Source organism: Thalassotalea sp. PP2-459 (assembly GCF_001913705.1).
GTDB lineage: Bacteria > Pseudomonadota > Gammaproteobacteria > Enterobacterales > Alteromonadaceae > Thalassotalea_C > Thalassotalea_C hakodatensis.
In genome coordinates this window covers 218,961-230,806 of the sequence record NZ_MKQD01000034.1, presented here as the reverse complement: position 1 = coordinate 230,806, position 11,846 = coordinate 218,961, and the positions used below count along the sequence as shown (strand labels likewise).

Sequence of the window (11,846 nt, the reverse complement as noted above, 5' to 3'; positions counted from 1 at the left end):
CATGACCAGTCTTTTTGTGACCTACTTACGCCTTGGCATTGCTAACCTTTTTGCGGTAGCGCTTTACCGTTTCAAGGTAAAACGCGGTTATTTTGATAAAATAATGCCGGTAAAAAATCACCCGCAAACAGGTCAATATTTTACACCCATATCAGGAGAGCCAGTCTGTCCATCATTGCAGAAAGTTGACAACAAAGCATTTGGTTGGCTACCTATAGATTTAACAAATGACATCAACTGGTTATCATCAATCACCAACCATAAAACAATTACTAACAATCAAGTACACTGGAGTAAACTTAACGATTTTGATTTAAATGTGGGTGATATTAAAGCGGTTTGGGAAATGTCCCGCTTTAACTGGTTATTTGCTTTATCCATCGACTATCTCAACACGCATGAACAACAATATCTAGCCCGAATCAACCACCATATTGCTGATTGGCAAGAACAAAACCCAACGAATCAAGGCGTTCATTGGAAATGTGGGCAAGAGGCTTCAATTAGACTTATGCATTTAGCAGCAAGTGCCCATCTTTTACAACAAGACTTAACCCTTGCTCCAGCCCTGAAAGAAATGCTATTTGCCCATTTACAACGAATCGCGCCTACGATGAGTTATGCAATAGCACAAGATAACAATCATGGAACCAGTGAAGGTGCTGCACTTTTTATTGGCAGCGCGATGTTATTACAGCAAGCAAATATTCGTCAGAAAAAACAGCTCAAAAAGTGGTTGGCATTAGCAGTAAAAACGATAGAAAATCGTTGCGATAAATTAATAGCTGATGATGGCTGCTTTAGTCAATACTCAACAAATTACCATCGATTAATGTTAGATAGCCTGTCACTTGTAGAGTTTTTCAGACAAAAATATCAGCTTCCTACTTTTAGTAAAAACTGTTATAAGAAATTGCAATTAGCCACATTATGGTTACAAGCAACAACTTGCCAAAAAACAGGCAAAACCCCCATATTAGGGCTTAACGACGGTGCTCAACTTCTCACTGTTACTTCATGCGATTATTTGGATTTTCGTCCATCCGTACAATGGGCATTTCAGCTTTTTTTTGCACAAACATGTTACAGCATTGACGGTACCTTTAATCAGTTAGCAAGGCTTTTCCCCGCTCAACACAGTGACAAGCCTGCAGCGAGAGTCGCTCCGGCAATATTATGCAGTGATTACCATTTATTGCATAACGATGAATGGTGTATTTTTATTAGAACACCAACTGCGAAATTTAGACCCTCTCAATGTGATGCATTACACATTGATCTATGGCATAAACAATACAATATTTTCATTGGTTCTGGCAGTTACAGTTACAACTGCGAGCCTAAATGGCAAGATTATTTTCCTAGCGTCAAAGCACAAAACACTGTTAGTTTTGATAATGATGAGCAAATGCCAAAACTTTCACGCTTTCTATATACGCAATGGATTAAGGCAAACACGAGAATATATAAAAGCAATGAGCTTAACGCCAGCTATCAAAATAAAAAAGGGCATTTTCATCATAGAAAATTAGTCATAAGCAACACATGCATTACGATTGAAGATCGCCTTAAAGGCTTTAAAAAGCAAGCGACTTTACGCTGGCATATACCAAATGACAATTGGCAGCTCACAGGTAATACCTTACAAAATAAACATTTCATCGTGCGTTTTAGCAGTAATGTTAACATTGAGCAACTTGCGCTTGTTGATGGCTGGCAGTCACGCTACTATCTGAAAAAAGACCCAATTAACATCTTGGAATTAACCATTGTTGAGCCTGGGATAATAACAACGACAGTAAGCAAAGTTGAATGAAAATTCTGTATTTACACCAACATTTTTCCACACCTAAAGGGGCAACAGGCATTCGTTCCTTTGAAATGGCAAAAGCACTTATCGCTAATGGCCACCAAGTTACCATGATTTGTGGTTCGTATAGCGGTGGCAATACAGGTTTACATAGCTCTTTTGTTAGCGGGCAACGCAGCGGTTCAGTTAACAACATCCATGTCATTGAATTTGAATTGAATTACGCTAACGCACAATCTTTCATGCAACGAAGCATTACTTTTCTAAAATTTGCCTATCAATCTATAAAAATGGTAATGAAGCAGGACTATGATCTCGTTATAGCGACTTCAACTCCACTTACCGCCGCAATTCCAGGATTGGTCGCTCGGTGGTTAAAGCGCAAAACATTTATATTTGAAGTAAGGGACTTATGGCCAGAACTACCTAAAGCTATGGGTGTTATTAAAAACCCCCTTATTTTATCTGCAATGTCATGCCTAGAATGGCTGGCTTATCGCTCAGCGCACGGCCATATAGGTTTATCTCCTGGTATTGTCAACGGTATTAAACGTCACTTACCAAATAAGAGCCACACTGTTGCACTTATACCTAATGGCTGTGACCTGAATATATTTTCACCTACAGAATCTTGGCAACCCGAAGGTATTGCTGATGATGATTTTGTCGCGGTATTTTCTGGTACTCATGGTCAAGCAAATGGGTTATCCGCGGTGATAAATGTTGCTGAAGAGTTACAAGAAAAGACAAAAAAAGTTAAATTTATACTTATAGGTCAAGGAAAGCTCAAATCAGATCTGATCGCTCAGGCGCACTATAAGAAACTAACTAATGTGATATTTATTGACCCTGTAGAAAAAGAAACACTCGCAAAGTTATTTGTACGCGCTAACGTAGGGCTACAAGTTCTTGCTAATATTCCAGCATTCTACGATGGTACATCGCCAAATAAGTTTTTTGATTATATCGCCGCTGGGTTACCTGTGATCAATAACTATCCGGGGTGGTTAGCTAAAGAAATTACCACAAAGCAATGTGGTATTGCAGTTCCCCCTGAGAACAGCAATGCCTTTTCACAAGCCATTTTACAATTAGTCAATAATCCAGAACAGTGCAAAGCAATGTCAAGAAACGCGAAACAGTTGGCAATGGAGAAATACGCGCGTGATATATTATCAACGCAATTTGTCGACTATATTGAAAAGGTATTTAAAACACATGATTAAACGCCTATTAGACATTCTACTCTCAGGGTTCGCACTCATACTTTTATCGCCGCTAATCGGTTACATTGCATGGAAAGTATCGAAAAACTTGGGTAAACCCGTGTTATTCAAACAACCAAGACCTGGACTAAATGGCAAAGTGTTTAATATGCTTAAATTTAGATCTATGCGCGATATAACTGATACAGATGGCAATGTATTATCTGACGATGCACGTTTAACAACCTTTGGTAAAAAGCTGCGCGCAAGTAGCTTAGATGAACTACCAGGTTTGTGGAATGTGTTTGTTGGTCACATGAGTTTGGTTGGCCCGAGGCCGCTTTTAGTTGAATATTTACCGCTTTATTCTCCTGAACAGGCACGGAGACACCTTGTAAAACCGGGCATCACAGGTTGGGCACAAGTTAATGGTCGAAATGCTATTAGTTGGGAAGAGAAATTTTCACTTGATGTTTGGTACGTTGATCATCAATCATTAGGGTTAGATATAAAAATCTTATTATTAACAGTAAAGAAGGTTTTTTCTAAAGCTGATATAAATGCCGAAGGACAAGCCACCATGAGTAAATTCAAGGGGAGTCAACATGAGTAAATTATTAATTATTGGTGCCGGTGGCCACGGTAAAGTTATTGCTGATTGCGCTGAAGCAAGTAGTCAATACTCTGACATTGCTTTTTTAGATGACACCTTTCCAGAAAGAGGCTCAAACCTTAATTGGCCTATCATTGATAAGTCATCACAATGGAAGTGCTATCAAGATGAATATGATTTTGCTTTAGCCATTGGTAATAATAAAGCACGTCTTGCAATGTATCGTGCGTTATCAAGTTCGAGCGCCAGATTACCCAATATCATTCATCCAAGCGCCGTGATAAGTAAGCATGTTAGTTTAGGTGCCGGTAATGTTATCTTTGCAAATGCGGTAATCAACCCAGGTAGCCAAATAGGTAATGCTTGTATTATCAATACTGCGGCAACCATTGATCATGACTGCCTTCTAGCAGATGCAGTGCATATATCCCCTGGCGTTCACTTAGCCGGCATAGTAAGTGTGGCTAAAGCCAGTTGGTTTGGCGTCGGCAGCTGTTCAGTACAAAACATTGAGATAGCCGAAAATACACAAGTTGGCGCAGGCGCTGCCGTCACTCAATCCACCACAGCAAATGGCCTTTATGTTGGTGTACCGGCTAAACGCATTAAAGATATTGATTAAGGAAGTCATGTGTTAAATACCACTATGTCACCGTGGCCAAGTTTCAGCCAAGAAGAAGCCGATGCCGTCTCAAAAGTCTTATTATCTAATAAGGTGAACTACTGGACAGGTAACGAAGGTCGGCTGTTTGAAAAAGAATTTGCACAATTTTCTGACAGTAAATACGCAGTGGCTGTGGCAAATGGAACGCTCGCGATTGACTTAGCTCTTCGTAGTTTAGACATTGGTCAAGGTGATGAGGTGATCGTTACCTCAAGAACCTTTATTGCATCTGTAAGTTGTATTATTAACGCTGGCGCAACACCTGTATTTGCCGATATAGATCTAGATTCGCAAAACATTACAGCTAGCACTATTCAAGCTGTGTTATCTCAGCGAACAAAAGCGATCATCTGCGTGCATTTAGCTGGGTGGCCATGTGATATGGATTCCATTATGTCATTGGCTAAAAAGCATCAGCTTTATGTAATAGAAGATTGCGCACAAGCACACGGCACTAAATATAAAGGTAAAAGTGTTGGCAGTATTGGTGATGTTGGCGCTTGGTCTTTTTGCCAAGACAAAATCATGACCACAGGTGGCGAAGGCGGTATGCTAACCACCAATAATGAAAAACTATGGCGAACTGCTTGGGCATTTAAAGATCATGGTAAATCTTATGCTGCGGTGTACGAAAAATCACACCCTCCTGGGTATCGTTGGTTACATGAGTCTTTTGGCACAAACTGGCGTTTAACTGAAATGCAATCCGCTATTGGCAGGCTACAATTAACGAAAATGCCAGAGTGGCATCGCTTAAGAACACAATATGCCCTGAAAATTCTTTCTACTTGTCGGCAATTTTCATTTTTACATGTACCCGAAATCCCCCAAGATATTGAGCACGCTTTTTATAAATGTTATGTGTTTGTAAAGCCTGATTTATTACCGAAACCATGGTCACGTGATCAGATAATTGACGCGATAAATGAGCAAGGTATACCGTGTTTTTCAGGCAGTTGCTCTGAGGTATATTTAGAGAAAGCATTTGATAATAAATCATACAAACCCAAGCAACCGTTAAAAAATGCCCAGCAACTTGGTGCCACTAGCTTAATGTTTTTAGTGCATCCAACATTAACCGCTGAAGAGATAAATAAAACTTGTCAGGTTATTGAACAAATTTGCAACAAAATTGCAGACAGTTGAAAATATCCTGTTAATATAACAAAAAGTTAACATGTTTATTGATGGAACACAGTAAGATGGCATCAAAGTGTTAATTTAAGTTTGTATACACACAGGGTTTAACCCGATGATAAGAAAAATAGATTTAATTCCAAGTTCAGCAAAGCTTTTACTTGCGCTTACTTATGATATAACCGCTTTAGGCGTAGCGTTTTTTCTTGCCTATTTATTACGATTAGGCGCGTCTAATATTTCCTTCGATTGGCCAGAATGGGCGGTATTCATTCAAGTGGGCATTGGCACCATGTTAGCCTTTTATTTCATGGGTGTTTATCGTTCTGTGGTGCGTTATTTTAACGCTCGTTCAACGCTAAAAGTGATTGGTATTCTTGGCATTTCAACCCTACTTTTTTATTTATCAGGGTTGTTTTATGACGCCTTTGTACCGCGCTCTGTGCCCATTGTATTCTTTGTACTTGCTGCCATGTTTATCGCCGGTGCTAGAGCCATTATAGGCGTGATCACCAATCACAAATTGTTTGATGAACGTGAAGCCGTAGTTATATACGGCGCAGGCAGTACTGGCCGGCAACTAGCAAATACACTATTAGCTGGTCATCAGTATCAACCGGTTGCTTTTATCGACGAAAAAAGCCGCTACCATGGTAGAGAAGTAGTTGGGTTAAACATTTTCTCATTAAACCATATTGAAAAACTAATAAAACAATACGGACAATTTAAAGTATTAATTGCTGTGTCTAATGTTGGACAAGCGCGCATGCAAGAAATTGTTGGTGCGATTGAGCCTCACGCCTTAGAACTGCTAGCGATTCCAGCAATGGCTGATATTGTTTCTGGTAAACGAAAAATAGATCAACTTCGTGAAGTATCCATTACTGAATTATTGGGCAGAGAGCCAGTAGAGCCTATCCCTGAATTACTTAGCGCCAATATTTGCAATAAAGTGGTAATGGTCTCTGGTGCTGGTGGCTCAATCGGTAAAGAACTCTGTAGACAAATAATCCACCAACAACCCAAAAAATTAATTCTACTTGATGTCAGCGAAGCCTTTTTATACGAGATAAACCAAGAACTCACTGTCTATTTACAAGAGATAAGCAGTGATATCCCATTAATTCCTCTTATTGGAAATGTACAAAATGGCATGTTAATGAGCAGCATTTTTCACAGTGAAAAAGTACAAACTATTTATCATGCCGCCGCATATAAGCATGTGCCATTAGTTGAGCATAATGTTATGGCTGGTATTTCAAATAATGTATTAGGCACTTATGAAATCGCGCAAGCGGCAATTTACTGCGACGTTGAAACCTTCGTTTTAATATCAACAGATAAAGCTGTTAGACCAACCAATGTCATGGGAGCGACAAAGCGATTAGCAGAGTTAATTTTGCAATCTCTCGCGCCACGAGATCATAATACTCGGTTTGTCATGGTACGTTTTGGCAATGTATTAGGCTCATCGGGCTCAGTAGTGCCTTTATTTAAAAAACAAATACGTGCGGGCGGTCCAATTACTATTACCCACCCTGACATTATTCGTTATTTTATGACCATACCAGAAGCTGCTCAGTTAGTGATCCAAGCAGGTGCTATGGGTGCCGGTGGTGATGTTTTTGTATTAGATATGGGTGAGCCAGTAAAAATTGTTGATTTAGCGTATAACATCACTCATTTAATGGGCTTAACTATTCAAGATGAGCAAAATCCTCACGGCGATATCCCCATCCAATATAGTGGTTTAAGACCCGGCGAAAAACTTTATGAAGAATTGCTCATTGATGATCATGCTAAACCCACACAGCATCAACGTATTTTAACAGCAAATGAGCGTTCAATTTGTTGGCCAGATGTTAATCGAATATTAAATGATATTAATGATGCAATGCGCGCTGAAGATACCGCTAAACTTCGTGAAATTTTACTTGCTGCACCGTTAGATTACACCCCTGAACTAAAAGCAGAGCAACTCGAAGGAAACTCAAATAGCCCCATGTTTAACCACCAAAATAATACCGCATCTGAGCCATTAGCTACAAAGACTAAGCAGCATTCAGTGGCAATATAATCATCAACAGAATTTGCCCTAATTGTGGTTAAGTCAATCTTGATATGGCAAAAGCAGTAAATCATCACTCTTGTTTTTTAAGTAAAATCCAGGCGTGAGCATAATCAGCATAAACTTTATTTTCTTGGTAATAGTCTTGCCAACCATAATAACTACCTTTTAACCAATCCAGTTGGAATAAGTTATCATCAAAGGCACCACCCTGATCGGCTAAAACACCGAGTTGCAGCTGTTGTGTGTCATCATTAGCCACTTGAATTAAAAAGAGTTTCCCTAAACCTAACTGCTTAACGTTTCCAGCAAAAGCAACATTTTTATCGATAACAATTTTATTCTTAATTGTGGTGCCATAACCCAAAACACTCGGTACTTCAGCAAAATACCAGTAACGTGCTTGTTCTCGTTTACCTAAGGTATAATCATAGCTAATGCCATTGTTTCGGTGCACATTAAAGTAACGACGTTGACCGTCAACATCTACTACGCCAGTGCCTTGTAACAACACATCATGTAATGCTTCCTCTGTTAGCCATACGAGTGGCTTCGCTAGCTTTTTCTCACGTAAAACGCCAGCAATAATGTCTTGTCGTGTATAAGCAAAGCGCGTCAATTCACCGTGCTTTTCTTGTGCTTGTTCTTCCGTTAGGCCTTGCTCGTCATAAGGTAAAGCATATAACGCTTGGTCATAAACCTCTGTAGCGCTTTCGCTGGCATCAAGCAGTTTCGTATAATACTTAGTCAACAAAATTTGATCTTTAGGAATATTCGTTAACAACCGTTTTTTAACCGAATTTGTACTTTTATTCGCTAAAAGATCTGCGGTTTTTTTATCTGGGATCCATTGGTAAAAGTCAAAATGATGCTTTAAAAACTGAGCATTAAGAGGCTTATTTTTTAGCTGGCAAACGAACGCTAACGTCTCTTTAACTCGTGATAAATTCGCTTGCGGTAAAACATGATTACCCGCGTGAACAGCGAATGCATCATTTGGCTGCTGCTTCATATACGTTAAAGTATTCGTAGCAACTTGGCACAGCGCATTAGCAGATACAGAGAACTCTCCGGAAAGCTTTGGTTGCTTGTCTAATATAAATTGTGCATGCGCTGATAGAGACATACATAGCAAGATGAAAAGATACTTCAATGTTACTTTCACTTATTAAAACGGAATGTCATGACGGTAATCGACAATGTTCTATAATCACGAACATTGTCGGTGGTTAATCCTTATAACATTACTCTGCAGATAACGTTGCTTCAAGCGCAGTAATAAACTCTTTACTATCGGGCGCTACTTTCGGACTAAACGCTTTCACTGTTTTTCCGTTAGCATCTACAAGATACTTATAAAAATTCCACTTTGGCGATGTTGATTTTTCAGTTAAATATTGGAATACATCATTAGCATCACTACCTCTTACCGGACTTGTCGATAACATAGTAAAGGTAACACCATAATTAATATAACAAACTTTAGCAGTGTCTTTTTCGTCATCTTCTTCTTGGAAAAAATCGTCAGAAGGAAAACCAATCACAACCAACCCTTGTTTTTGATACTTTTGATGAATTGCTTCAAGCTTCTTAAAGTGGGGGGTGTAACCACAATTACTCGCCGTATTCACGATAAGCACAGGCTTGCCTTGGGTTAACTCACAAAGATTAACTGATTTCGAGGAATGTAATTTTTGTTTAGTCGTTTTAAGGTAATCAGGACAACTAGCCGCTTCTACCTTGGCTTCTGTCGCATTAGCATTTACCCCAATACATAGTAAAAACACCAGAACTAAATTTTTCATCACACAACTCCATTCCAACAAACATTAACTTGCCAAACCATTTTTTAACATTGCACAGTAGCACACCGCTAACAAAGGAAAAAATAAGTATTAGCCACACAATAAGATTTATCTAAATTACGATGCTTTTTTACTAAAAGATCAAGTACAATCATATTATCTTCAATCATTTATGGAAAATTATTGTGGGATCTAAACACTTGTTAGCCGCTGCACTAATAACGGTATCGCTATCGGCCATTGCAAATAACGAAAATAAAAGTGAAGTCTATCAATATCTTGAACTAATATCTGGCACTAAAGGCATAGGGGCAAGAGAAGCAGGCACTGCCGAAGAGAAAAAAACCGCTGACTTTATTGTTAATACTTTCCGCTCCATGGGGTATCACCCCATAAAACAAACCTTCACCTTTGGCTTATTGCAAGATTCAGCCAATATCATTGTTGATAGCGCACCTGACGCTAAAAAAACTATTATATTAGCTGCGCATTACGACTCTACTGCGGCAAATAAAGGCTCATTAGGTGCGATTGATAACGGCGCGGGTGTAGCTGCTATGTTAGCGATTGCTAAAAATATTGCACAACTGAATACTCAACCAAGCATTAATATTCGTTTTATTGCCTTTGGTGCAGAAGAAAATGGCTTAAAAGGTTCAAAGCATTATGTGAAACAATTAACACAGCAACCTGAAGAACGGTCACAAGTGATCGGAATGATCAATTTTGACACCATTGCAGGAGGTGATATTACTTATGTGCACAGTGCGCATACCTCACCTTATAAATGCGCTACCGATGATATAACCTTTAATAGTGAAACCATCATTCGAGATGCATTGTTAACAGCTTCAGAAAAGAAACTAGGAAATCAGCATAAGTATACAATTCATCCTGCTTACCCTGGCTACCCTGAAGGCGTAACAGGCGAATGGTCAGATCATGCCCCTTTTGCTTGTGCTGGTATTCCAATCGCCTACGTTGAATCAACAAATTTTACGATAAACGGTGAAGACGGCTTTGATGGTTATTCGCAAACCACACATAGCGAAACCTGGGATTGTTTTGAACAATCAACTAAAACCGCCTGTCAGCGAGAAGATGAAAAACAATGGGGTAAAATGTGGCACACGAAATTTGACCAGCTTGATACTATCAACCGCTTGTTTCCAGGTAGACTCGCGCGACAATTATCACAAAATGTTACGGTTTTAACTGAAGTTCTCAGTAAACCTGAGCTATACTTAACGCGATAAATTGCGTGCTAAACCATGAGTTTTTAACATGCCAAATACGTTTAATAACCAACATATTTGGCATCGCACGGTAAGATGAAATTATTAGCAAAACGAACATTTGAACGAATTTCATCGATAGGGACATAATTTTAACGATGTTAGCCACCATCATCGTGCTAACAATAACGAATGAGTTGTCATTAACAATGAATTTTTTTCACTTTTCTAAAGTACTCACTGGTGGGCTTTTACTACCATTAATTTTTCTTTCTTCTTCATCTCAAGCTTTTCAGGGACGCGCTGCCAATGTCAACGTAACAGAAGTAAAAAGCACAACATTATCCCCTGTGGCTTGGGTGTCAGGCTCTGTGGTAAGTAGGAATAATTCTAATATTGCTGCCAATGTATCAGGCAGATTATTACAGCTTGCCGATTTAGGTGCTGAAGTAAAACAAGGTGATGTCATTGCACAACTTGACGACAAGCCCTTAAAGCTACAGCGACAAGAAGCTAAAGCAAACGTAGAAGATGCAAAAGCAACGCTTGAGTTTCAACAGTCAGAAAGCACGCGAAAAGAGTCTCTTGTAAAACAAAAATTAATTGCACAACAATCTTTAGAAGAAACCAACGCGAGTTTCAGCCAAGCTAAAGCCCGTTTAGCGGCAGCAAAAGCCCGGTTATCGCAAATCGAACAAGACCTTGCCTATACAAAATTACGTGCCCCCTTCGATGGCATTGTTGCCAAACGCTTAAGCAACCAAGGTGAGTTTGTTAATAATGGTAATGCCATTATACAACTCGTTGAAACCGCTAATGTTGAAGCCTCGTTATTTGCTCCCTTAACCGCGTATCGTTTTTTAAAACAAAGCAGTGCTCTGGCAGTAAAATCTCCGTTAGGTGAAGGCCAAGCACCTATCAAATCACTCATTCCTGTTGCCGACTCTCGCTCACACTTGATGGAAGTTCGTTTAGATATGACCCATTTAGATTGGCCAATAGGACTAGATATAAAGGCCGCTGTTGCAACAGGCGACAGCAAAGAAACTCTTGCCGTACCACGAGATGCATTAATATTAAGACGCAATCAAACCTCTATTTTTATTGTTGATGATAATAACACGGCTCGACAAGTACCTGTCACTATTGGTATCAGTCAAAACGAATTATTAGAGGTCATTGGCGATGTTAAAGCAGGTGATTTAGTGATCATTCGTGGCGCTGAACGTTTACAGCCAGGCCAAGCCGTTAACATTAAAGATAATAATCATGCACTTGTTTCAGGCACAGCCGTTGCGGAGAAATAGTC

Annotated in this window: 10 protein-coding genes; 8 read left to right on the top strand and 2 right to left on the bottom strand. The window is 39.4% G+C overall.

Going from position 1 to position 11,846, the window contains the following annotated elements; all coding sequences use genetic code 11:
- Position 1 precedes the first annotated feature (1 nt).
- The 6 genes from BI291_RS07215 (at position 2) to BI291_RS07190 (ending at position 7,506) form a co-directional block, all read left to right on the top strand.
- Positions 2–1,816 carry a heparinase II/III family protein gene (locus tag BI291_RS07215; RefSeq protein ID WP_074497738.1) on the top strand — a complete coding sequence of 605 codons (1,815 nt, stop codon included), beginning with the start codon at positions 2–4 and terminating at the stop codon, positions 1,814–1,816.
- Positions 1,813–3,036 (top strand): glycosyltransferase family 4 protein, encoded by a 1,224-nt coding sequence (locus BI291_RS07210; RefSeq protein WP_074497736.1) that lies wholly within the window; start codon positions 1,813–1,815, stop codon positions 3,034–3,036. The genes BI291_RS07215 and BI291_RS07210 overlap by 4 nt, the downstream gene beginning before the upstream one ends.
- A complete protein-coding gene (locus BI291_RS07205; protein WP_074497733.1) occupies positions 3,029–3,628 on the top strand; it encodes a sugar transferase in 600 nt (199 codons plus the stop codon). Before BI291_RS07210 ends, BI291_RS07205 begins: the two co-directional genes overlap by 8 nt.
- Positions 3,621–4,250 carry an acetyltransferase gene (locus BI291_RS07200; RefSeq protein WP_074497731.1) on the top strand — a complete coding sequence of 210 codons (630 nt, stop codon included), beginning with the start codon at positions 3,621–3,623 and terminating at the stop codon, positions 4,248–4,250. The genes BI291_RS07205 and BI291_RS07200 overlap by 8 nt, the downstream gene beginning before the upstream one ends.
- A 9-nt stretch (positions 4,251–4,259) precedes the next feature.
- Positions 4,260–5,438 (top strand): DegT/DnrJ/EryC1/StrS aminotransferase family protein, encoded by a 1,179-nt coding sequence (locus BI291_RS07195; protein WP_074497728.1) that lies wholly within the window; start codon positions 4,260–4,262, stop codon positions 5,436–5,438.
- Between the two features lie 106 nt (positions 5,439–5,544).
- Complete coding sequence (locus tag BI291_RS07190; protein WP_074497726.1) at positions 5,545–7,506, top strand: nucleoside-diphosphate sugar epimerase/dehydratase; 1,962 nt, start codon at positions 5,545–5,547, stop codon at positions 7,504–7,506.
- A 64-nt stretch (positions 7,507–7,570) separates the two neighbouring features.
- Here the strand turns inward: BI291_RS07190 and BI291_RS07185 are convergent, their stop codons facing one another.
- Together BI291_RS07185 and BI291_RS07180 are read right to left on the bottom strand one after the other, a co-directional pair.
- Entirely contained in the window at positions 7,571–8,623 is a 1,053-nt protein-coding gene (locus BI291_RS07185; RefSeq protein ID WP_074497723.1) for an MltA domain-containing protein, read from the bottom strand.
- Positions 8,624–8,741: 118 nt separating this feature from the next.
- Positions 8,742–9,302 carry a glutathione peroxidase gene (locus BI291_RS07180; protein WP_074497721.1) on the bottom strand — a complete coding sequence of 187 codons (561 nt, stop codon included), beginning with the start codon at positions 9,300–9,302 and terminating at the stop codon, positions 8,742–8,744.
- A 185-nt stretch (positions 9,303–9,487) separates the two neighbouring features.
- Here BI291_RS07180 and BI291_RS07175 point away from each other — a divergent pair, with 185 nt between their 5' ends.
- Together BI291_RS07175 and BI291_RS07170 are read left to right on the top strand one after the other, a co-directional pair.
- The gene (locus tag BI291_RS07175) at positions 9,488–10,558 is read left to right on the top strand and encodes a M28 family metallopeptidase (protein WP_139302579.1); all 1,071 of its coding nucleotides are present in this window, start codon (positions 9,488–9,490) and stop codon (positions 10,556–10,558) included.
- 137 nt (positions 10,559–10,695) lie between these two features.
- Positions 10,696–11,844 (top strand): efflux RND transporter periplasmic adaptor subunit, encoded by a 1,149-nt coding sequence (locus BI291_RS07170; RefSeq protein WP_074497716.1) that lies wholly within the window; start codon positions 10,696–10,698, stop codon positions 11,842–11,844.
- Positions 11,845–11,846 lie beyond the last annotated feature (2 nt).

Excerpts from the sequence above, each read along its gene's own strand:
- BI291_RS07215 (WP_074497738.1), top strand. The coding sequence starts at position 2 with ATGACCAGTCTTTTTGTGACCTACTTACGCCTTGGCATTGCTAACCTT.
- BI291_RS07210 (WP_074497736.1), top strand. The coding sequence starts at position 1,813 with ATGAAAATTCTGTATTTACACCAACATTTTTCCACACCTAAAGGGGCA.
- BI291_RS07205 (WP_074497733.1), top strand. The coding sequence starts at position 3,029 with ATGATTAAACGCCTATTAGACATTCTACTCTCAGGGTTCGCACTCATA.
- BI291_RS07200 (WP_074497731.1), top strand. The coding sequence starts at position 3,621 with ATGAGTAAATTATTAATTATTGGTGCCGGTGGCCACGGTAAAGTTATT.
- BI291_RS07190 (WP_074497726.1), top strand. The coding sequence starts at position 5,545 with ATGATAAGAAAAATAGATTTAATTCCAAGTTCAGCAAAGCTTTTACTT.
- BI291_RS07185 (WP_074497723.1), bottom strand. The coding sequence starts at position 8,623 with ATGTCTCTATCAGCGCATGCACAATTTATATTAGACAAGCAACCAAAG.
- BI291_RS07180 (WP_074497721.1), bottom strand. The coding sequence starts at position 9,302 with ATGAAAAATTTAGTTCTGGTGTTTTTACTATGTATTGGGGTAAATGCT.
- BI291_RS07170 (WP_074497716.1), top strand. The coding sequence starts at position 10,696 with ATGTTAGCCACCATCATCGTGCTAACAATAACGAATGAGTTGTCATTA.